The sequence below is a fragment of the Bradyrhizobium sp. SZCCHNS3052 genome, assembly GCF_032484495.1.
In the GTDB taxonomy this organism is placed as follows: Bacteria; Pseudomonadota; Alphaproteobacteria; order Rhizobiales; family Xanthobacteraceae; genus Bradyrhizobium.
Window position 1 is genome coordinate 172,590 of the sequence record NZ_JAUETB010000008.1, and the last position, 25,822, is coordinate 198,411.

18 protein-coding genes are annotated in these 25,822 nt (G+C 64.6%); 12 read left to right on the top strand and 6 right to left on the bottom strand.

Features of this window, described 5'->3' with window-relative positions:
* Positions 1 to 97 precede the first annotated feature (97 nt).
* The 4 genes from QX073_RS23560 (at position 98) to QX073_RS23575 (ending at position 6,033) form a co-directional block, all read left to right on the top strand.
* Positions 98 to 769: a DUF4286 family protein gene (locus tag QX073_RS23560; protein WP_316226453.1), complete on the top strand. Its 672-nt coding sequence runs from the start codon at positions 98 to 100 to the stop codon at positions 767 to 769.
* Between the two features lie 458 nt (positions 770 to 1,227).
* Positions 1,228 to 3,027 (top strand): FAD-dependent oxidoreductase, encoded by a 1,800-nt coding sequence (locus tag QX073_RS23565; protein ID WP_316193161.1) that lies wholly within the window; start codon positions 1,228 to 1,230, stop codon positions 3,025 to 3,027.
* Positions 2,997 to 4,847 (top strand): 2-oxoacid:acceptor oxidoreductase subunit alpha, encoded by a 1,851-nt coding sequence (locus QX073_RS23570; protein ID WP_315718017.1) that lies wholly within the window; start codon positions 2,997 to 2,999, stop codon positions 4,845 to 4,847. The genes QX073_RS23565 and QX073_RS23570 overlap by 31 nt, the downstream gene beginning before the upstream one ends.
* A gap of 130 nt (positions 4,848 to 4,977) precedes the next feature.
* Positions 4,978 to 6,033 (top strand): 2-oxoacid:ferredoxin oxidoreductase subunit beta, encoded by a 1,056-nt coding sequence (locus QX073_RS23575; protein ID WP_315718016.1) that lies wholly within the window; start codon positions 4,978 to 4,980, stop codon positions 6,031 to 6,033.
* 368 nt (positions 6,034 to 6,401) lie between these two features.
* Here QX073_RS23575 and QX073_RS23580 read toward each other — a convergent pair whose 3' ends face one another.
* Positions 6,402 to 7,673 (bottom strand): TMEM143 family protein, encoded by a 1,272-nt coding sequence (locus QX073_RS23580; RefSeq protein ID WP_315750209.1) that lies wholly within the window; start codon positions 7,671 to 7,673, stop codon positions 6,402 to 6,404.
* A 147-nt stretch (positions 7,674 to 7,820) separates the two neighbouring features.
* Here QX073_RS23580 and QX073_RS23585 point away from each other — a divergent pair, with 147 nt between their 5' ends.
* On the top strand, positions 7,821 to 8,231 hold the full coding sequence (locus QX073_RS23585; protein ID WP_315750208.1) for a VOC family protein: 411 nt from the start codon (positions 7,821 to 7,823) through the stop codon (positions 8,229 to 8,231).
* A 25-nt stretch (positions 8,232 to 8,256) separates the two neighbouring features.
* On the opposite strand, the gene QX073_RS23590 is transcribed toward QX073_RS23585, so the two are convergent.
* From QX073_RS23590 to QX073_RS23600, 3 genes are all read right to left on the bottom strand, one after another.
* Positions 8,257 to 9,795 carry a SpoVR family protein gene (locus QX073_RS23590; protein WP_315750207.1) on the bottom strand — a complete coding sequence of 513 codons (1,539 nt, stop codon included), beginning with the start codon at positions 9,793 to 9,795 and terminating at the stop codon, positions 8,257 to 8,259.
* Entirely contained in the window at positions 9,792 to 11,069 is a 1,278-nt protein-coding gene (locus QX073_RS23595; RefSeq protein WP_315718011.1) for a YeaH/YhbH family protein, read from the bottom strand. The genes QX073_RS23590 and QX073_RS23595 overlap by 4 nt, the downstream gene beginning before the upstream one ends.
* Before the next feature lie 225 nt (positions 11,070 to 11,294).
* A complete protein-coding gene (locus QX073_RS23600) occupies positions 11,295 to 13,238 on the bottom strand; it encodes a PrkA family serine protein kinase (protein WP_315718010.1) in 1,944 nt (647 codons plus the stop codon).
* Positions 13,239 to 13,841: 603 nt separating this feature from the next.
* Between QX073_RS23600 and QX073_RS23605 the strand changes: the two genes are divergently transcribed.
* The 7 genes from QX073_RS23605 to QX073_RS23635 are packed head-to-tail and all read left to right on the top strand — an operon-like array spanning position 13,842 to position 21,905.
* Positions 13,842 to 14,363 carry a hypothetical protein gene (locus tag QX073_RS23605; RefSeq protein ID WP_315750206.1) on the top strand — a complete coding sequence of 174 codons (522 nt, stop codon included), beginning with the start codon at positions 13,842 to 13,844 and terminating at the stop codon, positions 14,361 to 14,363.
* 9 nt (positions 14,364 to 14,372) lie between these two features.
* Entirely contained in the window at positions 14,373 to 17,219 is a 2,847-nt protein-coding gene (locus QX073_RS23610) for a bifunctional transaldolase/phosoglucose isomerase (protein WP_316172472.1), read from the top strand.
* A gap of 14 nt (positions 17,220 to 17,233) precedes the next feature.
* Positions 17,234 to 18,271: a phosphogluconate dehydrogenase (NAD(+)-dependent, decarboxylating) gene (gene gnd / locus QX073_RS23615; RefSeq protein ID WP_315718007.1), complete on the top strand. Its 1,038-nt coding sequence runs from the start codon at positions 17,234 to 17,236 to the stop codon at positions 18,269 to 18,271.
* Positions 18,268 to 19,791 carry a glucose-6-phosphate dehydrogenase gene (zwf, locus tag QX073_RS23620; protein ID WP_316172473.1) on the top strand — a complete coding sequence of 508 codons (1,524 nt, stop codon included), beginning with the start codon at positions 18,268 to 18,270 and terminating at the stop codon, positions 19,789 to 19,791. The genes gnd and zwf overlap by 4 nt, the downstream gene beginning before the upstream one ends.
* 2 nt (positions 19,792 to 19,793) lie before the next feature.
* Positions 19,794 to 20,543 (top strand): 6-phosphogluconolactonase, encoded by a 750-nt coding sequence (gene pgl / locus QX073_RS23625; protein ID WP_316172474.1) that lies wholly within the window; start codon positions 19,794 to 19,796, stop codon positions 20,541 to 20,543.
* Positions 20,544 to 20,565: 22 nt separating this feature from the next.
* A complete protein-coding gene (locus QX073_RS23630) occupies positions 20,566 to 21,060 on the top strand; it encodes a gluconokinase (protein ID WP_316166626.1) in 495 nt (164 codons plus the stop codon).
* A gap of 20 nt (positions 21,061 to 21,080) precedes the next feature.
* Positions 21,081 to 21,905: an HAD family hydrolase gene (locus tag QX073_RS23635; RefSeq protein WP_316226454.1), complete on the top strand. Its 825-nt coding sequence runs from the start codon at positions 21,081 to 21,083 to the stop codon at positions 21,903 to 21,905.
* A gap of 11 nt (positions 21,906 to 21,916) precedes the next feature.
* On the opposite strand, the gene QX073_RS23640 is transcribed toward QX073_RS23635, so the two are convergent.
* Together QX073_RS23640 and malQ are read right to left on the bottom strand one after the other, a co-directional pair.
* Positions 21,917 to 23,728 (bottom strand): glycoside hydrolase family 15 protein, encoded by a 1,812-nt coding sequence (locus QX073_RS23640; protein ID WP_315828319.1) that lies wholly within the window; start codon positions 23,726 to 23,728, stop codon positions 21,917 to 21,919.
* A gap of 41 nt (positions 23,729 to 23,769) precedes the next feature.
* Positions 23,770 to 25,722, bottom strand: coding sequence for a 4-alpha-glucanotransferase (gene malQ / locus QX073_RS23645; RefSeq protein WP_316226455.1), 1,953 nt, complete (start codon positions 25,720 to 25,722; stop codon positions 23,770 to 23,772).
* Between the last annotated feature and the right edge of the window lie 100 nt (positions 25,723 to 25,822).

The window sequence follows — 25,822 nt, forward strand, 5'->3', positions numbered from 1 at the left end:
CCTCATGGTTCACCGGGCAATGCGCAGCATTGTCCGGGAGACGCGCCAAGTGACGCCCTCACCATGAGGAATTGGCCGCTGAACAAGGACATCTGCAATGCCCATCGCCGGGAAAGGCATGCTTTTGACATCGATGAACATCGATGCTGAGCATGAAGCCGATTTCAACAATTGGTATGACAGCGAACATCTCGAAGAGCGCGTGGCCATCCCCGGCTTCATCGAGGCGCGACGCTATGTCGCCGAGCAGGGCAGCCCGAAATATCTCTGCCTGTATTCGACCGAAACGATCGACGTGCTCGACAGCGCGGCCTACCGCGCCCGGCTGGAGTCGCCGACGGAATGGTCGAAGGCGGTGATGGCGCGGTTCAAGAACATGATCCGCAGCGTCGCGCGCATCACGATCTCGATCGGCGCCGGTCGCGGCGCCGTGCTGGGCATCATCCGCCTGCGGCCCAAACCCGGGCAGGACAAAGCGTTGCGCGACGCGCTGCAGATCGAGCTCGACCCAAGCAAGCTGAGGGGCATCATCTCGATGCATCTGCTCGAAGGCGATGCCGACCTCTCCGGTCCCGCCGCTGGAGTTCCTGCGAGCTCGCGCGATGCCGACTGGTTCATCCTCATCGACGGTACCGACAGTCATGCCATCGCCACCTTGATGACCACCCGCTTCGCGGCGATCGACGGTCCGCTGGCGACGCAGATCTCGGCCGGCATCTATCGCCTGATGTGGGACTTGAGCCGCGCCGACATCGCGGCGGCGAAGTGAGTTAGATCCCGCCTCTCTCCACATCGTCATGGCCGGGCTCGTCCCGGCCATCCACGTTGTGCGGCATCCTGGGAACGACGTGGATGCCCGGGACAAGCCCGGGCATGACGGCGGAGTGCGTGGCAGCCCGCGTGCTCCACCCTCCATTCTTTAATTTATCGTCATCCTCGCAATCTATCGTCACCGAAAATGCCGCATCGCAACACGTGGCAGCATCAGGCCGGCAATGCGGCGCCGCACACTGTGCATGAGGGGCAGCTTTGCAAATTTGCCTTTGTGCGCGCCTTGGAATGGCTCTAGTCTGATAAGACTATTCAATTGAGCCATTCAAAAAACAGAAGGGCGACGAACAGGACCTGCTCCGGACCCACATCGATCCCTAGCCGATCCTGAACAAGCAGTCGTCCTCACGTCAGGAAGGCCGCGCGCTCATGGTTCGCCGCGCGGACAGGGTATGAATGAGAGCGACTGATATCTCGGCCCCCGACTACTTTCACAAAGTGGTCGACTGCCAATGGGCTTGTCCCGCACACACTCCGGTCCCTGAATACATCCGCCTGATCGCTGAGGGTCGCTACAGCGACGCCTACATGATCAATTGGAAATCGAATGTATTCCCGGGCATTCTCGGACGCACCTGCGATCGCCCTTGCGAGCCCGCCTGCCGACGGGGGCGTGTCGAGGAAAGCCCGGTCGCGATCTGCCGCCTGAAGCGCGTTGCGGCCGATTTCAAGGACGACATCCATCAGCGCCTGCCGCGCCCTGCCCCGAAGAACGGCCGGCGCATCGCGCTGGTCGGCGGCGGCCCGGCCTCGCTGACGGTGGCGCGCGATCTCGCGCCGCTCGGCTATCACTGCACCGTGTTCGATGCCGACCCAAAGCCCGGCGGCATGATGCGCTCGCAAATCCCCAAATTCCGCCTGCCCGACAGCGTCATCGACGAGGAGACGGGCTACGTGCTCGGCCTCGGCGTCGACTACAAGGCCGGCCATCGCGTCGACAGCCTCAAGACGCTGCTGGCCGAGAACTATGATGCCATCTTCATCGGCTCCGGCGCGCCGCGCGGCCGGGAGCTGAACATTCCCGGACGCAAGGAAGCCGCCGCGAACATCCATCTCGGCATCGACTGGCTCTCCAGCGTCTCGTTCGGACACACCGACAAGATCGGCAAGCGCGTGATCGTGCTCGGCGGCGGCAACACCGCGATGGATTGCTGCCGCACCGCGCGACGGCTCGGCGGCGAGGACGTCAAGGTCATCGTGCGCTCCGGCTTCGAGGAGATGAAGGCGTCGCCCTGGGAGAAGGAGGACGCGCTGCACGAGGACATTCCGATCCTCAACTATCTCGTGCCGGTCGCCTTCAATCACGACAATGGCAGGCTCACCGGCGTCACCTTCCAGAAGGTGAAGGCCGAATATGACGCCAGCGGCCGTCGCTCGCTGGTGCCGTCGGGCGAGCCCGATGTGACCTATGACTGCGACGACGTGCTGGTCGCCGTCGGCCAGGAGAACGCGTTCCCCTGGATCGAGGCCGATTGCGACATCGCGTTCGACAAATGGCACATGCCGGTGGTCGATCCGACAACCTTCGTCTCGACCAACCCGAAAGTGTTCTTCGGCGGCGATGCGGCGTTCGGTCCGAAGAACATCATCTGGGCGGTCGCCCAGGGCCACGAGGCCGCGCTGTCGATCCACCGCCTGCTGTCCGGCGAGGACATCACCGAGCGGCCGCTGCCCGAGGTGCATGTCTCCTCGCAGAAGATGGGCATCCATGAATGGAGCTATGACAACGACGTTTCGTCCGAGAAGCGCTTCAAGGTGCCGCACCGCGACAAGGTGGTCGCGCTGAAGGACATCCGCGCCGAGGTCGAGCTCGGCTACGACGTCAAGCTTGCGCTCGGCGAGGCGCATCGCTGCCTGAATTGCGACGTGCAGACGGTATTCTCCGACACGCTGTGCATCGAATGCGACGCCTGCGCCGACATCTGTCCGATGGACTGCATCACCTTCACCGACAACGGCGAAGAGGCGGATCTGCGTTCGCGCCTGAAGGCGCCGGCGCCGCATCCCGACCAGAGCCTCTACGTGTCCTCGGATCTGAAGACCGGGCGGGTGATGGTGAAGGACGAGGACGTCTGCCTCCATTGCGGCCTGTGCGCCGAGCGCTGTCCCACCGGTGCGTGGGACATGCAGAAATACTTCATCGAGACGACTCACGCAGGTAACGCATGTCCCAGCAAGCGCCGCTCAGCAGCGTAAACGACTTCGTCGTCCGCTTCGCCAACGTCAACGGCTCCGGCTCGGCCAGCGCGAACGAACTCTTCGCGCGCGCCGTGCTCCGCCACGGCGTGCCGGTCAGCCCGCGCAACATCTTCCCGTCGAACATCCAGGGCCTGCCGACCTGGTACGAGGTGCGCGTCACCGAAGCGGGCCATCTCGGCGCCCGCGGCGGCGGCACTGATCTGATGGTGGCGATGAACCCGCAGACCTGGGACAAGGACGTCGCCGGTATCGCGCCGGGTGGCTATCTGTTCTACGATTCCACCAAGCCGATGCCGGCAACCAAGTTCCGCGACGACATCACCGTCATCGGCGTCCCGCTGACCGCGATCACCAACTCGACCTATTCGGATCCGCGCCAGCGCCAGCTGTTCAAGAACATCATCTATCTCGGCGCGCTCTCAGCGCTGCTCGACATGGATCCGAAGCTGATCGAGCAATTGATCGGTGAGCAGTACAAGGGCAAGGAGAAGCTGCTCTCCTCCAACGTCCACGCGCTGCATCTCGGCCGCGACTGGGCGCTGCAGAATTTGAAGTGCCCGATCGGCCTGCGCATCAAGAAGGCCGACAAGGTCGGCGACCGCATCTTCATCGAGGGCAACAACGCCGCCGCGCTCGGCGCCGTCTATGGCGGCGCCACGGTCTGCGCCTGGTACCCGATCACGCCGTCGTCGTCGCTGGCCGAAGCGTTCAGCAACCACTGCAAGAAACTGCGGCACGATCCGGAAACCGGGCAGGCCAAATACGCGATCGTGCAGGCCGAGGACGAGCTCGCCTCGATCGGCATGGTGGTTGGCGCGTCCTGGAACGGCGCCCGCGCCTTTACCACGACATCGGGCCCCGGCGTGTCGCTGATGACCGAGTTCATCGGCCTCTCCTACTTTGCCGAGATCCCGGCCGTGATCATGAACGTGCAGCGCGCCGGCCCCTCGACCGGCATGCCGACGCGGACGCAGCAATGCGACCTGATCGCCTGCGGCTATGCCTCGCACGGCGATACCAAGCATGTGATGCTGTTCCCCGAAGATCCGGCGGAGGCGTTTGAGTTTGCCGCTGCGGCGTTCGACCTCGCCGAGCGGCTACAGACCACGATCTTCCTGATGCTCGATCTCGACATCGGCATGAACCAGCGGCTGTCCCGGCCGCTGAAGTGGGACGACGCCAAGCAGTATGACCGCGGCAAGGTGATGACGGCGGAAATGCTCGACGAAGGCCGCGACTTCGGCCGCTATCTCGACGTCGACGGCGACGGCATTCCGTTCCGCACCTACCCCGGCACGCATCCGACGAAGGGCTCCTACTTCACCCGCGGCACCTCGCGTGACCGCTACGCGCGCTATTCCGAGGAAGGCGCCGTCTATGCCGACAACGTGCAGCGCCTGCTGCGCAAGTTCCAGACCGCGCAGGACATGGTGCCGCGGCCGCTGCAGGCCAATGCGAGCAAGCCGACCAGATATGGCGTGATCTATTTCGGCTCGACCGCGCCGGCGATGGACGAGGCAATCGGACTGCTAGAGGCGCGCGGCTGTCAGCTCGACCGCCTGCGCATCCGCGCCTTCCCGTTCCATTCGAGCGTGGCGAGCTTCATCGCCGAGCACGACTTCGTCTATGTGGTCGAGCAGAACCGCGACGCGCAGCTGCGCCAGCTGATCGTCACCGAGAACGGCATCGACCCGGTCCGGCTGGTGCCGATTCTGCATTATGACGGCACGCCGATCACGGCGCGCTTCATCGCCGATGCGATCGGCGACCACCAGGACCACATCAAGGTCACACCGCTGCGCAAGGCGGTGTCATGACTTTACAGCCACTCTCTCCACGGTCATGCCCGGGCTTGTCCCGGGCATCCACGCCTCTCTTTCCTCGGACTCCCACGTGGATGGCCGGGACAAGCCCGGCCATGACGGCACTGGGCGACAGGGTGCTCTCATGACCTACATCGCAAAGCCGAAATTCCAGCATCCCGGCATCAAGAAGAACGCACTCGGCTACAGCCATCGCGACTACGAGGGCAAGATCTCGACCTTGTGCGCCGGCTGCGGCCACGATTCGATCACGGCCTCGATCATCGAGGCCTGCTTCGAGCTGTCGATCGAGCCGCATCGGGTGGCAAAAATCTCCGGCATCGGCTGCTCGTCGAAGACACCGGACTACTTTCTCGGCAATTCGCACGGCTTCAACACCGTGCACGGCCGCATGCCCTCGGTGCTGACCGGCGCCAACCTCGCCAACCGCGAGCTGATCTATCTCGGCGTCTCCGGCGACGGCGATTCCGCCTCGATCGGCTTCGGCCAGTTCGCCCACGCGATCCGGCGCGGCGTGAACATGACCTATATCGTCGAGAACAACGGCGTCTACGGCCTGACCAAGGGCCAATTCTCGGCGACCGCCGACCGCGGGTCGAAGTCGAAGAAGGGCGTCACCAACACCGACAATCCGATCGACCTGGTCGGCATCGCGCTGCAGCTCGGGGCCACCTATGTGGCGCGGTCGTTCTCCGGCGACAAGAAGCAGCTGGTGCCGATCATCGAGGGCGCCATCCGGCACAAGGGCGCGGCGTTCATCGACGTCATCAGCCCGTGCATCGCGTTCAACAATCACGCCGGCTCAACCAAGAGCTTCGACTATGTCCGCGAGCACAACGATGCCGTGAACCGGTTGGACGTGCTGACCGGGCGCGATCCGATCGAGATCGACCAGGATCCGGGCACGGTGCAGATCGTCGAGCAGCACGACGGCTCCAGGCTGGCGCTGCGCAAGATCGACGCCGACTACGACCCGCACGACCGGCTCGGCGCCATGACCTTCCTCCAGAAACATGCCGCGCAAGGCCAGATCGTGACCGGCCTGCTCTATGTCGACCCTGAGGCCGACGATCTGCACAGCCACCTCAACACGGTGGAGCGACCGCTCAACCGGCTGGAGGCAGCGGATCTGTGCCCTGGGCAGGCCGCGCTCGACAAAATCAATGCGAGTCTGCGCTAGGCAGACCGCTGCGTGGAAAGCGTGTGCTCTGTAGCCGTCCATCGAGACGCCCGCCTCCGGCGGGCTCCTCAGGACAAAGGTGGAGTGCATTGCGCCCGCTTCTGGCGGGGCTATCGCATTTCACAATCGGAGCTTTGCGCTTGTCTATCTCCACGTCATGGCCGGGCTTGTCCCGGCCATCCACGTCGTTCGGCACGCTGATAACCACGTGGATGCCCGGGACAAGCCCGGCCATGACGGAGTAACTAACTGTCAGATCGTTCGTTGCGACAGCTCGGCATATCCTGGTGAGCCGCGCCCTCGCTCCTCATCATGAGGAGCGCCGCAGGCGCGTCTTGAACCATGAGGCCCGTCATCGTTGATGACGATTACGCCCGCAACGCGCTTGCCCAGACGCGATCGAGCTGCGCGATCGCCTCGCGCAGCGGCAGCGCGGACAGCGCGTCATCTCCGCCGGTCACAAGGCCGAACTCCCGCAGCCTGATCAAGGCCTCCTCGACATTGAACGCGCGGCTCAATCCAAACATCTGCTGCAGCAACTCCTCGACATGGCTGCACAATGCTGCACGCGAGAGCGGCACCGACGCCAGCAGCAGGCCGCCATAGGCCAGCATCGCTTCCTTCCAGTCCTGGTCCTCGGCCTCGCCGATCAAATAGTTGAAGATGCCGGAATTGTTGTTGACGTTGCGGAAGTAGATGTTGTCGGTGACCTGCTTCTGATGGATCAGCGACTGGCGATGGAAGTTGCCCCATTGCCGCAGGATGAAGGCGCCGAGCGCGAACAGGCCCGACAGCGCCGCCAGCGCCTGCTCCGTATCGTTGTCGTGCACGGTGCCGCTGAGGCCGAGATAAAAGCCGGCGACGATGAACAGCACGGTGAGCGTCGAAGCCAGCTTGAGCAGGATCGGTACGCCGCCGACCAGCGCCGGCACGCCCAGCGTCAGTTGCTCGCGCAGGCCCATGACGACGCGGACGTTCGGCAGCAGCGCCTCGAGGTCGAAGCGCGCGATGTGGCGGAAATATTTGAACAGCACCGCGCCGCCGCGGATCTTGTTGCGGCCACGCCAGGCGGCGGTCTTGCGCTTCTTCTGAGACGGCTCGTCTGGCCTGGTCGCGACCATCAGGATGATGTCGTCGTAGACCTCGATCTCCTGCTTGCGCCTCCGCAGGCCATACAGCATGGGGACCTCGATGGTCTCTTGATGCGTGCCGCGCCGGAACATGCGGACGGCGCGAAAGTCGGAGACCGGCGCCCTCAGCTTGACCCTGACAAGCGCGTGCTCGGCGAAGGCGCGCTCGATCTCATCGTGGCTGATCTCGATGAAGTTCGCTTCGCTCAGCACCCGGACGAATTCGTCGGTGAGGTTGCAATAGGCGGTGTCGAGCTCCTGAGCGGAGCGATGGCGGCCGGCGGGGACCTCGGGATCGAAGTCGAAATAGACGTCGCGCAGCCGATCGAGCTCGTCGAAATATTCGTGGTGCAGGATGGCGCCGAGCATGTGCGCCAGCTGGCGCAGGTCGGCCGCCAGGGCGTCATCCAGGCCGCCATGCGAAATGACGGTGTCCAGGACGTCGGACTTGCGTATCGGAATGAACCGGTCCCGCCGATCCGTTGCCGCCGTCTCCTTTGGTCCAACCACGCGCCTTACGCCCGAGCTTTGATCATCGTCCGCAACGGCCGGCTGCAACCACCCGGCCAACGGCGGGCACCATAGCGGGCTCATCAGCCTTGCGCCACTCGACGCGGGATGGAAAAGCTTGGTGAGGCCGGCCGGGAGGGAGAGATCGTGACCAATGATGTAAAGAGGGTGTCCGCATTTCGCGCCATTCGCGCCATCGACTACACGGTGATCCTCGCCCGCGACTGGGACGTCATGCGGCAGTTCTACGAGGAGGTCCTGGGCTTTCCGCTGCTCCGGGAACTGTCGCAGGGGTGGATCGAATTTCAGATCGGCTCCAACACGCTCGCGCTCGCTCGGCCGCAGCGGCTGACATCGCACCAGCCGACACCGCCGGGAAGCGCGGCGCTTCAACTCGCCTTCAAGGTGGGACGCGTCGACGTCGACCGCTGCGCGGCCGAGCTGACGGAGAAGGGCGTCGCGCTCCTGGAGCAGCCGAGGGACCAGCCCTTCGGCCATCGGACGCTGTTCTTCAGGGATCCCGACGGCAATCTGCTGGAGATCTTCGCGGAAATCTGACGTCGCTCAGGGCTTGGCGGCCGCGCTAGGCGGCCGCCGGTTGTATCCGGGGATTGAGCACGTACTCCTTCAGCACCTTGTCGGTGGCGGCGTCGACTTCGACCAGCGACACGTCGTAGCTCCAGAGATCGGCGAGATGCTGCAGCACGCGCTTGGTGTCGGTCTCGTTGAGCTGGGCGCCCTTGACCACCGTATGTCGCAGCATCAGGCGGCGATCGCCGGCGAGATCGACATCGACCACCTCGATGTTCGGGTCGATGTAGCCGACATCGTACTGTTTCGACAGCTCGCGCCGGATGCGACGATAGCCGCGCTCGTCATGGATGGCGTCGACCAGGATGCCGGCGCGTTCGGCCGGATCGTCATGCAAATGGAACAGCTTGAAGCGCCGGATCAGGTTGGGGCTGAGGAACTGGCTGATGAAGCTCTCGTCGCGATAATTCGCCCAGACGTCACGCAGCACCGCCATTTCGTCGCCGGTGCCGGCGATGTCCGGAAACCATTCGCGATCCTCGTCGGTCGGGTCCTTCACGATGCGCTCGATGTCCTGCATGATCGCAAAGCCGAGCGCATATGGGTTGAAGCCGGAGAAGCGCGGATCGTCGAACTCCGGCTGGAACACGACGTTGGTGTGCGACTGCAGGAACTCCAGGAAGTTGCCGTCGGTGAGGCGGCCGTCCTGGTGCAGCCGGTTCATGATGCGATAGTGCACATAGGTCGCCGTGCCCTCGTTCATGACCTTGGTCTGGCCCTGCGGATAGAAATACTGCGCGATGTGGCGAACGATGCGCAGCAACTCGCGCTGCCAGGGCGCCAGCCGCGGCGCGGTCTTCTCCAGGAAATAGAGCAGGTTCTCCTGCGGGAGGCCGAGCAGCGCGCGGCGCCGCTCGACGTTCAGCATCGCATTGGTCTTGACCGGGCCGGTCGGCACCGTGCGCCAGAGATCGTTGAACTGGCCCTCCTCGTAGAGCCTGCGCTTGCCGGCGCGCTTCTCCTCCTCGCGGAAGTCGAGCTTCTTCTTGCCCGGATAGCGGTCGACGCCGTGCGACATCAGCGCATGCGCCGCGTCGAGCGTATGCTCGACCGCGAGCCGGCCATAACGCTCCTCGCATTGCGCGATGTAGCCGCGGGCGAAATCGAGATAGTCGAGGATGCCGTCGGCGTCGGTCCACTGCTTGAACAGATAGTTGTTCTTGAAGAAATGGTTGTGGCCGAACGCCGCGTGCGCGATCACCAAGGTCTGCATCGTCGCCGTGTTCTCCTCCATCAGATAGGAGATACAGGGCGAGGAGTTGATCACGATCTCATAGGCGAGGCCCATCAGGCCCTTGCGGTACGAGGCCTCGTGATAGGCGAAGTGCTTGCCAAACGACCAGTGTTTGTAGAACAGGGGCATGCCGACCGAGGAATAGGCGTCGAGCATCTGCTCGGCCGTGATCACCTCGATCTGGTTGGGATAGGTGTCGAGCCCGAGCTCCTTCTCGGCGACGGCTTCGCAGGCATCGTGGATGCGCTGCAGGGTGAGGAAATTCCAGTCTGCGCCCTCGAACAGCAACCCGCTCATGACGCCGCCCTCTCCTGCGTGGTGCCGCGACGCTGAAACAGGTCGTGGAACACCGGGAAGATCTCGCTGCGGTCGCGGACCTTGCGCATCGACAGCGGCTCGCCATTGGCGCGCAGCCGCTCATACAGCGACCACAGCGCCGAGTCGGGCATCTCGAACGAATAGGTGCCGGATTCGCCGACCTCGAGATAGGCGAAGAACTGCGACACCGGCAGGATGTTGTCGGTCAAGAGCCGCGCGACGTTCTCGGAATCCGAGGTGGCGTTGTCGCCGTCGGAGGCCTGCGCCGCGTAGATGTTCCAGTCCGACGGGCGGAAGCGCGAGCGGACGATGTCGTGCATGCATTGCAAGGCGCTCGACACCAAGGTGCCGCCGGACGCCGGTCCGTAGAAGAACGTCTGCTCGTCGACCTCCTCGGCGCGATCGGTATGGCGGATGAAGACGATCTCGACATGGCGGTAGCGCCGGGTCAGGAACACGTAGAGCAGCATGTAGAATCGCTTGGCGAGGTCCTTCATGTGCTCCGACATCGAGCCGGACACGTCCATCAGGCAGAACATCACGGCCTGTGCGATCGGCTTCGGCACGGCCTCGAAGCGCCGGTAGCGGATGTCGATCGGGTCGATGAAGGGGATGCGCTTGGCCTTCGCCTTCAGCGCCTCGATCTCGGCCAGAAGCGCGGCGCGCTTGTCGTCGTCGGTCTCCTGCTCCAGCTGGGCTTCGAGCTCGGCAATCGCCTCCGGCCGCGGACGGCGCAGCGCGACGCGGCGGGCCAAGGCGCGGGTGACGGTGCGGCTGATCGAGATATTGGCCGGCGAACCCGAGGTCGAATAGCCCGCGCGTACCAGCCCCTCGCTCTCGGCCTCGGCGAATTTGCGCTTGGCGAGATCGGGCAGTTCGAGATCGTCGAGGAAGAGGTTGACGAACTCCTCCTTGCTCAGCACGAAGCGGAACGCGTCCTCGCTGTCGCCTTGTCCGGGCGCCGACTTGCGGCCGCTGCCGTCGCCGGAGCGCGGCAGGATGTCGCCTTCGACGAACTTCTTGTTGCCGGGCAACACCATGTCGCGGGTGCCGCCCTCGCGGCGGAAGCGAGGCTCGTCCATGCCGTCGAGCGGGATCGAGACCTCGCCGCCCTCCAGCACGTCCTTGATGTCGCGGTCCTGCGAGGTCTTCTTGACCGCTCCCTGAACCAGGGCCTTGGCGCGGCGCAAAAATCGCTGGCGATTTTCGAGACTTTTGCCGCCCGGATTCAGGCGCCGATCAATGATGTGCATGACCACGTTCCATACGCCTCCTGCTGCAGCGGCTTCGACTCCTGCTCTCCCCCGCCGCGATGCCGCGGTGCAGTATCGGACCCGACACTGCAACGGCACCCTCTGCCTGTCCGACGCCTCCCAGCGAAGCTCAGCGTCGAACGTTTCGCTCGTTTCGTAGCCCTGGCGCCGACGTCAGACCGATGGCCTGCCGCACCTGCAGTGAACATCGGCGCCGGACCACGATCAACCCGCCTGCTTCACGCGCATGTACCACTCGACCAGCCGGCGGACCTGCCGCTCGGTGTAGCCGCGTTCGACCATGCGCGCGACGAAGTCGTCGTGCTTCTTCTCGGTCTCGCCGTCCTTCTTGGTACCGAACGAGATGACCGGAAGCAGATCCTCGACCTGCGAGAATATCCTCTTTTCGATGACTTCGCGGATCTTTTCGTAGGAGGTCCAGGACGGATTTTTGCCACCATTCTGGGCCCGGAAGCGCAGCGAGAACTTGACAACCTCGTTGCGGAAATCCTTCGGGTTGGCGATCCCGGCCGGCTTCTCGATCTTGGTCAGCTCCTGGTTCAACAGCTCGCGATTGAGCAGCTGTCCCGTATCGGGATCCTTGAAGTCCTGATCTTCGATCCAGGCGTCGGCGTAGTCGACGTAGCGGTCGAACAGGTTCTGGCCGTAATCGGAGTAGGATTCCAGATAGGCCTTCTGGATCTCGTGACCGATGAACTCGGCGTAGCGCGGCGCCAGATCCGCCTTGATGAATTCGAGGTAGCGCTTCTCGATCTCCTCGGGCAGTTGCTCGCGCTTGATCGACTGTTCCAGCACGTACATCAGATGCACGGCATCGGCCGACACTTCCGCCGTGTCGTGATTGTAGGTCGCAGCCAGCACCTTGAAGGCAAAGCGGGTGGAGATGCCGTCCATGCCCTCGTCGACGCCGGCGGCGTCGCGATATTCCTGCACGCTGCGCGCCTTCGGATCGGACTCCTTGAGGCTCTCGCCGTCATAGACCCGCATCTTGGCGTACAACGTCGAATTCTCGTGCTTGCGCAGGCGCGACATCACCGAGAATCTGGCGAGCGTGTCCAAGGTCGCGGGCGCGCACGGCGCGGCGGAGAGCTCGGAGCCCTGGATCAGCTTCTCATAGATCTTGCGCTCCTCGGTGACGCGCAGGCAGTACGGCACCTTGATGACGCAGATGCGGTCGATGAAGGCCTCGTTGTTCTTGTTGGTCTTGAAGCTCTGCCACTCCGCCTCGTTGGAGTGGGCGAGGATCACGCCATTGTAGGGAATCGCGCCGATGTTCTCGGTGCCGATATAGTTGCCCTCCTGCGTCGCCGTCAGCAGCGGATGCAGCATCTTGATCGGCGCCTTGAACATCTCGACGAATTCGAGGATGCCCTGGTTGGCGCGGTTGAGGCCGCCCGAATAGGAGTAGGCGTCGGGATCGTTCTGGGCGTAGGTTTCGAGCTTGCGGATGTCGACCTTGCCGACCAGCGAGGAGATGTCCTGGTTGTTCTCGTCGCCGGGCTCGGTCTTGGCGATGCCGATCTGGCGCAGCCGCGACGGCTGGATCTTGGCGACGCGGAACTGCGAGATGTCGCCGCCGAAGGCTTCGAGCCGCTTGTAGCACCACGGGCTCATCAGGCCCGACAGGCGGCGGCGCGGAATGCCGTATTTCTCCTCGAGCATCGGGCCCAGCGTGTCGGGATCGAACAGGCCGAGCGGCGACTCGAACACGGGGCTCAACTCATCTCCCGCCTTGAGCACGTAGATCGGATGAGTTTCCATCAACTGCTTCAGCCGTTCGGCGAGCGACGACTTGCCGCCGCCGACCGGTCCGAGCAGATAGAGGATCTGCTTGCGCTCTTCGAGACCCTGCGCGGCGTGCCGGAAGAAGCCGACGATGCGCTCGATCGTGTCTTCCATGCCGTAGAAGCCGGCGAACGCGGGATACAGCCGAACCGTCCGGTTCAAAAAAATACGGCCAAGGCGTGGGTCCTTGGCCGTATCGATCATCTGAGGCTCACCGATCGCAGCTAGTAGTCGTTCAGCGGCGTTCGCGTATCGCATCGGGTCGGTTCGACACGATTCTAGATATTCCTGCATCGACATGTCGGTCTGGCTGCGTGCCTCGAACGACCTTGCGAACGCGTTGAACAACGAATCGTTGTACATGATCCCTCTCCACGTAGGTTCCGCTGCACTGCTGCAACGGGCCGAGATCCAAGTACGTTCCTGCTGATCCCGAACCGACTCAGAGTGAAGCGCGCTAGCCCCCATTGGGCACCGTCTTCGTCCTTTTCCGCAACGCAAAGTGCATGCAGCATATGCCCTATCAACATGCACTTCGCTCAATAGTTCGGCAAAAGCCGGCCGACTCTCTCCATTTGTACCCCATTGTCTCTGCTTCGCAACATCCGCAATACCCCGGCACCGTAGTCTTCCTGCGCCGCACAAGGTGTTGTGAAAGCCACGTGAACTGGCGGCGAAACAGCACCGGGATCAGTCTGTCTTCCGGAAGTGAACCGCGAGTGAACGCCAACGGTCGCGCAGCTGCGCCAGGCAGCGAATGTCTCATTCGTGGCGCGACATGATGCGCGCCGGCCACGGTGGTCGAACAGATGGCCCCGCTGCGCGCACGTCAACCATCGCTCACGCGACGTCATCGTGATCAGGCGAGCGATGAACGCGCGCATCTCACAGCCATCCGCACACATGTTCACCGCTAGAATCGAATGCCGTGACGTAACGCGCGGCCGAAACCGGACGGATCACTCGATGCTGATCATTGCCATGATCAGGTTGCGGCTCGCCACCGAATGTCTGCAAGCAGAAAGCATCATGGGTTATCCGCCGATCACGAGCCGCAGCCGACGCGACAATCGCAAGACGCTCGCCTTGATCCGTGACGTGAGGCACCATTACCCAGAACACATGTGGCCGCTTTCCGGCATTGCAAGGCGGAGAAGGTTTGATCGACGGCATTTGCTCGCGACGATGGGAGACCTCCGGCGCGCGGGTGTCGCGGAGGCCGACGCGAGCCGAACGCTGGCCGCGCTTGGCGAACCTTCGCCACGCCTTGGTCGAACGGTCGGCAGCAGGCTTCAGGCTGCCTGCACGTCTCCCGCGGGGCGCGCGCCGCCGGCACGTCGAGCCCGGCGCGAAGCTCTTGGGATTCCAGAGGGATCAATCCATTATGAATGGCGTTCTCCTGTGGGCTGGCGCATAGTTGTTCATGTGAGGTCCACGACCTGGCAGGCCGCCAGGCGGGAACCCGAAAAAGCAAGCCGACGCACATAGATAGGCATCATGAATCCGGTCAAAGCTCTCGAAGAACACGGCCAGGCGGTCTGGCTCGATTTCCTCGCACGCGGCTTCGTCGCCAAAGGCGACCTGAAGCGGCTGATCGATGAGGATGGCGTCAAGGGCGTCACCTCGAATCCCGCGATTTTCGAGAAGGCGATCGGCAGCTCCGATGAATATGACGCGCCGATCGCCACGGCGCTGAAGAACGGCGATCGATCGCCGACGCAGCTGTTCGAGGCCGTCGCCGTCGAGGACATCCAGAATGCTGCCGACGTGCTGCGGCCGGTCTACGACCGCTTCGATGGCAATGACGGCTTCGTCAGCCTCGAAGTCTCGCCCTATCTGGCGATGGACAGCAAAGCGACCATCACCGAGGCCGAACAGCTCTGGAAGGCGGTCGACCGCAGGAATCTGATGATCAAGGTGCCGGCGACCGACGCCTGCCTGCCGGCCATCCAGCACCTGATCTCCAAGGGCATCAGCGTCAACATCACCTTGCTGTTTTCGCAAGACGTCTACCGGCAGGTCGCCGAAGCCTACATTGCCGGCCTCGAGGCCTACGTCGGCGCCGGCGGCGATCCGTCGCATGTCGCCAGCGTGGCGTCGTTCTTCGTCAGCCGCATCGACAGCGTGGTCGACAAGCAACTGGACGAGAAGATCGCCCAGGCCAACGATCCCTCGGAGAAGGAGCGGCTGGCGGCGCTCAAGGGCAGGATCGCCATCGCCAACGCCAAGATGGCGTATCAGGATTACAAGCGGCTGTTCGCAGGCGCGCGCTGGGAGCGGCTGGCCGAGCAAGGCGCCAAGCCGCAGCGGCTGCTCTGGGCCTCCACAGGTACCAAGAACAAGGATTACAGCGATGTCCTCTATGTCGAGGAGCTGATCGGGCCGAACACCGTCAACACTGTGCCGCCGGCCACGCTGGACGCCTTCCGCGATCACGGAGAGGTGCGCGACAGCCTGGAGGAAGACGTCGATGCCGCCCAGGCCGCCCTGGAGGATCTGGCGAAGACCGGCATCTCGCTCGACGACATCACCGCAGATCTCGTGGTCGACGGCGTCAGGCAGTTCGCGGACGCCGCCGACAAGCTCTACGGCGCGGTTGCGCACAAGCGCGCCGTCGTGCTGGGGACAGGACTTGGGCAGCAGACGATCGCCGTTGCTGCTGATCTCGAGAAGAAGGTCGCCTCCGCGACCGAGGACTGGCGCAAGGACGCCAGGATCCGCCGGCTCTGGCACAAGGATGCGACGGTCTGGACCGGCCATGACGAGCACAAATGGCTGGGCTGGCTGACCAGCGCGGAGAAAGCCGATATCGCCGATTATGAGGACTATGCGCAACGGGTGAAGGGACAGAAGTTTTCCGACGCCGTGGTCCTCGGCATGGGCGGCTCCAGCCTCGGGCCGGAAGTGCTCGCCGAGACGTTCCCGCGCAGGGCCGGCTTCCCCAGGCTGCACGTGCTCGATTCCACCGATCCCGCGCAGGTGCGCGCGATGGAGAAGGCGATCGACATCACCCGTACGGTGTTCATCGTCTCCTCGAAGTCGGGCGGCACCACCGAGCCGAACGCGATGAAGGACTACTTCTTCGCGCGCGTCTCCGAGGCGATCGGGCCGAAGAAGGCCGGCCATCGCTTCATTGCCGTGACCGATCCCGGCTCGTCGCTGGAGAAGGCGGCCAAGGCGCAAGGCTTCGCCCGCATCTTCCACGGCGAGCCGACCATCGGCGGCCGCTATTCGGTGCTGTCGCCGTTCGGCCTGGTGCCGGCCGCCACCGCCGGCATCGACGTGCGCAGGCTGATTACGCAGGCGCTGTCAATGGTGCGCTCCTGCGGGCCCGACGTGCCGCCGCTGCAGAACCCGGGCGTTCAGCTCGGCTTGGCGATGGGTCTCGCCGGCCTCGAAGGCCGCGACAAGATAACGATCTTCGCCTCGCCCAAGATCGCCGATTTCGGTGCCTGGGCCGAGCAGTTGATCGCGGAGTCCACGGGCAAGGAAGGCAAGGGCCTCATCCCGATCGATGGCGAGCCAGTCGCCTCGCCCGAGGTCTACGGTCATGATCGCTTCTTCATCGACATCAGGATCGGCGGCGACGACGTGGCCGGCCATGATGCAAAGCTCGCCGCGCTCGAGGAGGCCGGCCATCCGGTCGTGCGCATCGTCATGAAGTCGATCGACCAGCTCGGCCAGGAATTCTTCCGCTTCGAAATGGCGACCGCCGTTGCCGGCGCCGTGCTCGGCATCAACCCGTTCGACCAGCCCGACGTCGAATCGGCCAAGATCAAGACCCGCGAACTGACGGCGGCGTTCGAGCAGAGCGGCGCGCTGCCGGCCGAGGAGCCGGTGGTCTCGATCAAGGGCTGCGAGCTCTACACGGATGCACAGAACGTCGAGAGCCTGCGCGAGCATGGCGCCGACGGCACGCTCGCGTCCTGGCTGAAGGCGCATCTCGGCCGCGCCGGCGACGGCGACTACATCGCCCTGCTCGGCTATATCGACCGCAACGCAGGCAATATCGACACGCTGCAGCGGATCCGGCTGAGGCTGCGCGATGCCAAGCACCTCGCCACCTGCGCCGAGTTCGGTCCGCGCTTCCTGCACTCGACCGGCCAGGCCTACAAGGGCGGCCCGGACAGCGGCGTGTTTCTCCAGATCACGGCCGACGATGCCCAGGATCTGCCGATCCCCGGGCAGAAGGCGAGCTTCGGCGTGATCAAGGCGGCGCAGGCGCGCGGCGACTTCGACGTACTCACCGAGCGCGGGCGCAGGGCTCTTCGGGTCCATCTCAAGGGCAATCTGAAATCGGGCCTGAAGATGCTCGACAGCGCGATCAGTGAAGCGCTGAGCTAGGAAGGGCATCGTCGATGCAATTGGGAATGATCGGTCTCGGGCGGATGGGCGGCAACATCGTGCGCCGCCTGATGCGCGCCGGACACGCCTGCGTGGTCTATGATCGCGACGCAAAGGCCGTCGCCGCGCTGGTTTCCGAGGGCGCCACCGGCGCCGCGAGCCTCGAGGAGTTCGTCGGCAAACTCGCCCTCCCGCGGCACGCCTGGGTCATGCTGCCGGCCGGCAAGATCACGGAAGCCACCGTCGAGCAGCTCACCAAGCTGATGAGCCGAGACGACGTCGTCATCGACGGCGGCAACAGTTTCTGGCAGGACGACGTCCGCCGCGGCAAGGCGCTCAAGGAGCGCGGTCTGCACTACGTCGACGTCGGCACCTCCGGCGGAGTCTGGGGCCTCGACCGCGGCTACTGCATGATGATCGGCGGCGACAAGCCGGTCGTCGACCGGCTCGATCCGATCTTCGCGACGCTAGCGCCAGGCATCGGCGACATCCCGCGCACACCGGGCCGTGACGGCCGCGACCCGCGCGTCGAACAGGGCTACATCCATGCGGGGCCGACTGGCGCCGGCCATTTCGTCAAGATGATCCACAACGGCATCGAATATGGCCTGATGCAGGCCTATGCCGAGGGCTTCGACATCCTCAGGAATGCGAACAGCGCGGCGCTGCCCGAGGCGCATCGCTTCGACTTCGATCTCGCTGACATCGCCGAGGTGTGGCGCCGCGGCAGCGTCATTCCGTCCTGGCTGCTCGACCTCACCGCCAGCGCGCTCGCGCGGCAGCCCGGTCTGGAGAAATATTCCGGCTATGTCGAGGATTCCGGCGAGGGCCGCTGGACCGTGAATGCGGCGATCGACGAAGCGGTGCCGGCCGAGGTGTTGACCGCCGCCTTGTTCGCCCGTTTCCGCTCGCGCCAGGAGCACACCTTCGCGGAAAAGATTCTCTCGGCGATGCGCGAAGGCTTTGGCGGGCACAAGGAGCCTGAACAGCACCCAGACCCGGCGCGCCAGAGCGCGCCCGAGATCGTCAAGCCCAGGGACGACCGCGCGTGACCCCGCTGCATCCGCACCAGCCGCAACATCAGAAGCCTGACGCTTGCGCCTTCGTGATCTTCGGTGTGACCGGCGATCTGACCCATCGGCTCGTCTTGCCATCGCTTTACAATCTCGCGGCCAATCATCTGCTGCCGGACAGGTTCTGCATCGTCGGCATTGCCCGCAAGGGCATGTCGAGCGAGCAACTGCGCGACAATCTCATGGAAGGCCTACGCAAATACGCCACACGCCCGATCGAGGATGAGATCGCGCAGCGCCTGTTGCAATGCGTGACTGCGATCGAGGCCGATCCGAAGGAGCCGGAAAGCTTCGATCAGTTGAAGGCGAAGCTGGAAAAGCTGGAAGCCGCGCGGGAGACCCACGGCAATCGGCTGTTCTATCTCGCGACGCCGCCGAGCGCCTTTGCGCCGATCGCGCAACAGCTCGGGCGCGTCGGGTTGCTGCGCGAGGACGGCAAGGCTTGGCGCCGCCTCGTGGTGGAAAAGCCGTTCGGCACCGACCTCGCCTCGGCCAAGAAGCTGAACGACGAGCTTCTGCAGCTCGTGACCGAGCACCAGATCTACCGGATCGATCATTACCTCGGCAAGGAGACGGTGCAGAACATCCTGGTGCTGCGTTTCGCCAATGGCATGTTCGAGCCGATCTGGAACAGGCATCACATCGACCACGTGCAGATCACCGTCGAGGAGAAGCTCGGCGTCGGCACGCGCGGCAGCTTCTACGACGCGACCGGCGCGCTGCGCGACATGGTCCCCAACCATCTCTTCCAATTGCTGTCGCTGGTGGCGATGGAGCCGCCGGCACGGTTCGATGCGCATACCGTCCGCTCCGAGAAGGCGGAGGTGCTGTCGGCGATCCAGCCGTTGAGCGAACGGGAGGCGCTGCTCAATTCGGTGCGCGGCCAGTACACGGCTGGCATGATCGGCGACGCCGAGCTGCCCGACTATCTGAGGAGCAAGGACGTCCGCCCCAACAGCACCACCGAGACCTATGCCGCCTTCAAGCTCACGATCGACAATTGGCGCTGGGCCGGCGTTCCGTTCTATCTGCGCACCGGCAAGGCGCTCGGCGCCAAGCGCACCGAGGTCGCGATCAAGTTCCGCCAGGCGCCGTTCGCGATGTTCAGTTGCACGCCGATCGAGACCTTGGCCGAGAACTATCTGGTCATCGGCATCGAGCCGACCCAGAGCATCACGCTGCAGTTCAACACCAAGGTGCCCGGCCCCACCATCCGCACCGATGGCGTGCAGATGAAGTTCAATTACAAGGACTATTTCCAGGCCGAGCCCGCCACCGGCTACGAGACGCTGATCTATGACTGCATGATCGGCGACAACATCCTGTTCCAGCGCGCCGACAGCGTCGAGGCCGGCTGGAAGGCCGTCGAGCCGTTCATCGGGGCGTGGAAGAAGGCCGGCCGCGATGGCCTGCATTCCTACGCGGCCGGCAGCGAGGGACCTGAGGCGGCGGCCGATCTCCTGGCCCGCGACGGCCGCAGCTGGCGCAAGCTGGTTTAGCCGTGGTCGGGCCGCAGAACCGCAAACTCGTGCGAGTCGCGGACCAGGCGACGATGGCGAGGGTCGCGGCCGAACATCTCCTGGCCCGCATCGACGCAAATCCGGGGACCATAGCCGTCTGCCTCACCGGGGGATCGAGCCCGAGGCAGCTTTATCAGCTGCTGGCGACGGACGCCTATCGCGAGCGGATTGCATGGCCGCGCGTGCACTGGTTCATCGGCGACGAGCGCTATGTTCCGGCCGGAGATCCCCTGCACAACATGACCATGGCCCGCCACGCGTTCCTCGATGCCTGCGCGCCGGCCGCCAACATCCACCCGATCGCGACCGATAGGTCGGACCCGGAGGCCAGTGCCCGCGACTATCAGCGCACGCTGGAAGCGTTCTACGGCGCCGGGCGGCTCGCCCCCGCGCGGCCGCTGTTCGACCTTGTGCTGCTCGGCATCGGCCCCGACGGCCATGTCGCGTCGCTATTCCCCGGTTTTCCCGCCGTTGATGTCGCCGATCGCTGGGTCGTCGGCGTCGACAAGGCTCACGTCGCTCCCTTCGTGCCGCGGATCAGCCTGACCTTGCCTGCGCTCGCCTCCTGCCGAACCATGCTGTTTGAGATCGCCGGTACCGACAAGCGCGCGATCATGACGCGGGTGCTGGCCGGTGAGGACCTGCCGGCCAATCGCGCCCGCTCAAATCGGGAGACGATCCTGCTCATCGACAGCGAGGCCTGGCCGGAGGGGCGAAGTGGCGACATCTGACCTGCCCCATGCGCTCGTCATCATGGGCGTGTCCGGCTCCGGCAAGAGCACGATCGGGAAAACATTGGGGCAACGCCTCGGCTGGCGCTTCGAGGATGGCGACAGCTTTCACCCGCCCGCAAACGTCGCCAAGATGAGCGCCGGCCACCCGCTCACGGACGAGGATCGCTGGCCCTGGCTGCAGGCGATTGCCCAGGAGATCGCGCGTTGCCGTACTGCGGGCCAGCACATCATCATCGCCTGCTCTGCACTCAAGAAGGCCTATCGCGATATCCTGGTCGGCGGCTGTAACGATGTCCGCATGGTCTATCTCCAAGGCAGTCAGGAGCTGATCGGCAGACGGATGAGCCATCGCAAGGGGCACTTCATGCCGCCGGGCCTGCTCGCCAGCCAATTCGCCACCCTGGAACCACCTGACGCCGCCGAGCGTCCCATTACAGTCTCGGTCGACGCGCCAGTCGCGGCGATCGTGGACGACATCATGCAACAGCTTCACGCCGGTCGGGGCTGCGCCTGACCCGCGAACAGGAAGGGCTCATGACCCGCATCGCTCTCGTCGTATCCGACGTCGACGGCACGCTGCTGACCAAGGACAAGGTTCTGACCGAGCGGGCCGCGAAGGTGGCGCGACGGCTGCACGAATGTGGCGTCGCCTTCACGCTCACCTCGAGCCGCCCAGCGATCGGAATGCGCTTTCTGATCGAGCCGCTGCAGATCAGCCTTCCGGTCGGCCCGTTCAACGGCAGCTCGATCATCGACGCCGATATGCGCCCGCTCGAGCAGAGCCTGATCCCGCCCGCCGCCGCCGCGCGCTGCGTCGATCTTCTCCAACAATCCAGGGTCGACATCTGGGTCTTCACCAATGATGCCTGGCTGACGCGCAATCCGGACGGCGAATACGTCCCGAACGAGCGGCGCGCGATACGCGCGGAGCCGACGATCGTCGACGATTTCTCCCCCTATCTGTCGAACGCCTGCAAGATCGTCGGCGCCAGCAGCGATTTCGAGCTGCTGGCGCACTGCGAGAGCCAGATGCAGCAGACGCTGGGGACCGAGGCGACGGCGGTCCGCTCGCAGAGCTACTATCTCGACATCACTCCGCCCGGGCGCAACAAGGGCACCTTCGTCACGGCGATGGCCAAGCGGCTCGGCGTTCCGCTCGACCAGGTCGCGACCATCGGCGACATGCACAATGATGTCGCGATGTTCGAGGTGAGCGGATTGTCGATCGCCATGGGCAATGCCAGCGACGAGGTGAAGAGCAAAGCCAAGCGCATCACCACGTCCAACCAGGACGAAGGCTTTGCCAATGCCATGGAGATGATCCTGGCGGAAAACGCGCAAGGCTCATCCGCAGGCTGACGCGCGGCAGCTCAGGCTCCCGACCGCTGCCTTGCGGGTTTGTCGCTGGCCTTCTTGGCGCTGCTCAGATTTTGCGCCGTGTTGATCAGCGCGATATGGGTCAGCGCCTGGGGAAAGTTGCCGGTCTGCCGCCGTGCCTCGGTGTCGTATTCTTCGGCCAGCAGTCCAACGTCGTTGGCGATGTTCACCACGCGGCGGAACAGCGTCTCGGCCTTCTCCGTATCGCCCGCCAGGACATGGGCGTCGGCCAGCCACAGCGTGCAGGCCAGGAACGCGCCTTCGATCGGCTGCTGCTCGTCCGGCGGGACCTCGCGCGGATCGTGCCGGAGCACGAAGCCGTCCCGCAGCAGATGCTCCTCGATCGCGTCGACCGTGCCGCGAATGCGCGAATCGGAGCACGGCAGGAAGCCGACCGCCGGCAACAGCAGCAGGCTGGCATCGAGCAGCCGCGAGCCATAGGACTCGACGAAGCTACCGAGGCTTTCGTCGTAGCCCTTGGCGCAGACATCGCGATGAATCGTCTCGCGCAGCCGCCGCCAGCGCTCCAGCGGCGCCTTGAACCCGAATTTCTCCGCGCTCTTGATCGCGCGATCGAACGCCACCCAGGTCATCACCTTGGAGAACACGTAGTGACGGCCATCGCCGCGGCGTTCCCAGATGCCGTGGTCGGGCTGGTCCCAGACGTCGGTGAGATGGTCGAGCACCGCGCATTCCAGGTCCCAGGTGCCGTCGTCCAGCTTGAGCTTGGTCATGCGGGCCTGATGGAAGGCATCCATCAGCTCGCCGTAGACGTCGAGCTGGAGCTGCGCATGCGCGGCATTGCCGATCCGCACCGGCTGGGCACCCTCGTAGCCCGGCAGCCACTCGGCCTCCCACTCCATCAGCCGCCGCTGGCCCATGATGCCATACATGATCTGCATGTAGGCGGGAGCGCCCGCCGCGGCGCGCAGCAGCCAGTTGTGCCAGGCCAGCGCTTCCTCGGTGTAGCCCGAGTTCATCAACGCGAGCAGCGTGAACGTCGCGTCACGCAGCCAGCAGAATCGGTAGTCCCAATTGCGCCGGCCGCCGAGCTTCTCCGGCAGTGAGGTGGTCGGCGCCGCGACGATGCCGCCGGTCGGCGCGTAGGTGAGCGCCTTCAAGGTGATCAGCGAGCGCATCACGAGTGCGCGATGCTCGCCCTGATAGGTGCAGCGCCGCGACCAGTCGGCCCAGAATGTTTCGGTGTCATCCAGCGCCTGATCCGGATCGATCGCCTTGGGCGCCGGCAGATGCGACGGACCGTAGGTGAGCACGAAAGGCACGGTTTCGCCGGCAGCGACCTCGAACTCCGCCACCGTGGTCATGTCCGCGCCGCGGGTCGCGACGGGCGTATGCAGCACCGCCATGTCCTGGCCGCAGATGGCGAGCAGCGCGGAGCGATCCTCGGAACGCTTGACCCAGGGAATCTCGATGCCGAACCCGAAGCGGATGATCAGCTCCATCCGCATGGCGACCCGGCCGGAGACGCCGCGGACCAGCCGAACGACATCGGAGGCCCTGCCCCGCGGCGGCATGAAATCGATCATCTCGACGGTGCCGGTCGCAGTTTCGTATCGTGTCTCTAGGATGAGGCTGTCGCCGCGATAACGTCGAGACGTCGATCGGACGTCGCCGCGCGGCTCGATCAGCCAGCGGCCGTGGCTGCTATCACCCAGCAGGCCGGCGAAACAGGCGTCGGAATCGAACGCCGGCCAGCACAGCCAGTCGATCGACCCGTTCCGGCTCACCAGGGCAGCCGTCTCACAATCGCCAATCAGGGCGTAGTCTTCGATCCTGCAGGACATTTGGCATCCGCGTGCAACTGCCCCCCAGCAATCCCCCCGTTCTAAACGCCGGCCGGGCTGATCCGTTCGGCGGTCGCCGCCTTCAACGCCGCGACGCTGGTCGCACCGGCGATGTCCTCGAGCTTGATCGGCATCTTGCGGCGCCAGTTCGGATGCTCGTCGATCGTGCCGGGAATATTGGGCTGATCGACCACCTCCAGCAGATCCTCCAGGGAAATCACCAGCAGCCGGGACCGCGTCCGCGACAGGAAGGCGATCGCTGAGTGGACGTCGTTGGCTTGAATGCCGTGTTGGCGGAGCACCTCGTCCCAGAGCCCCAACGCATCCCAGCGATCCTGGTCGCTTTCACCGGGATCGATGCCCAGCCCGCGTTTGGTCTTGAGATCGCCGAACGAGCGCCAGCCGGCGTAGGTCGAGAGGTCGTGGGTATTCAGCGTCACCAGCGCGTTCGGCGGATAGAAGTCGACATCGCGGAAGCGGCCGTTGTCGTCGCGTTCGAAGATCATCACCTTGTAGGACCACAATCCCCAATCGGCCATCTGTTCGCGAAAGCCCTCCGGCACGGTGCCGAGATCCTCGCCGATGACGATGCATTCATTGGCGACGCTCTCGATGACGGTCGCGGCCAACAGCGCCTCGAACGGCATCTGCACGTACGCGCCCTGCTTGGCCGGAAATCCGTGCGGCACCAGATAGAGTCGCTTCAAACCGAGCACATGGTCGAGCCGGATCGCGCCGGCATGCCGCATCGACGCCCGAACCATCTCCCGGAACGGCTCGAAATTCTTCAGCGCCAGTCCGGGCGCGTTGAACCCGGCGAGCCCCCAGTTCTGCCCGACCGTGTTCAAGGGATCGGGGGGCGCCCCAACCGAGAGCGTGCGCGAAATGGCGCCCTGCTCGTTCCAGGCATCGAAGCCGTCGGATTGAACGCCGACCGCGACGTCGAGATACAAGCCGACCTTCATTCCCAGCCGATGCGCGAGATCCCGGCAATGGCGCAATTGTCGCTCGGCGAGCCATTGCACATAGGCGATGAACTCGGCCTCCCTCCGGTCGGGGCCGCTGAGCAGCGCCGCGCAGCGCGCAGCATCGGGCTGCCGCCACTCCTCGGGCCAGTCCCACCAGGGCTTCAGGAAGCGATGCCGCAACACCTCGAAGCAGGTGAAGCGGGCCAGCAGCTCGCCACGCTCGGCCCGATAGGCCTTGAACTCCGCAGCGGCCGCGGCGTCGGGCGCAGCCATGAAAGCGTCGAAGGCGGCACGCAGGGCCGGCCATTTCAACGCCGCCACACCCTTGTAGTCCACCAGCTCGGCCTGCCGCAGCGGCTCCAGCACCTTGCTGCCGGGCCCCTTCGCGAAGCCCGGGGCCTGCTCGACATCGACATAGAGCGCATTCAGGAACAGCCGGCTGTTCGGCGCATAAGGGCTGAAATCGCCCGGCCGATCGTCGAACAGCGCGTGCAACGGATTGAGGCCGACGCCATCGGCGCCGAGTTCGGCGCAAAGCGTGATGAGATTGGCAAGGTCGGTGAAATCGCCCATGCCCCAGTTGCGGCCGGATCGAATGCCGTAGAGCTGCACCGCCAGCAGCCAGACACGGTCGAAATCACCGGCGAAGGCCTTCGCCGGTGCGACGAGCAGCGGCAGCTCCTCGCGGTACGACGACGCATCCGCCAGCTCGAGGCGGTAGCTGCCGACCGGCAGATCACCCGGCCACTCGACCAGGGCCTCGCCGGCGTCTCCCTTCGCGATCTCAGCGTCGCCACGCCTGATGGTCCACCTGACCGGCAGCTTCGCCGCCTCGGTCAGGCGGCTGCGCGCGGGCTGCCCAGAGCGAATCACCACCGCATCGCTCAGCAGCCGATGCGGCGTGGGCCGGGGAAAGGCCTCCACGATGATCTTGAGGGCCGCTTCGTCGGTCACACGACGGTGCCCCTGACCATCGTAGAATTCTGTCAGGATTCCGAGACTATGGGCTTCGCTGTAGAGATCCATTCGGCACGCGATCTGGACGTAACGGCAAGTCGTACGTCGTAAAATTGTTGTGGGACGGCAAGAGGATAAGCCCCTAACGCCGCGGCAAGGCCGTCGTTCC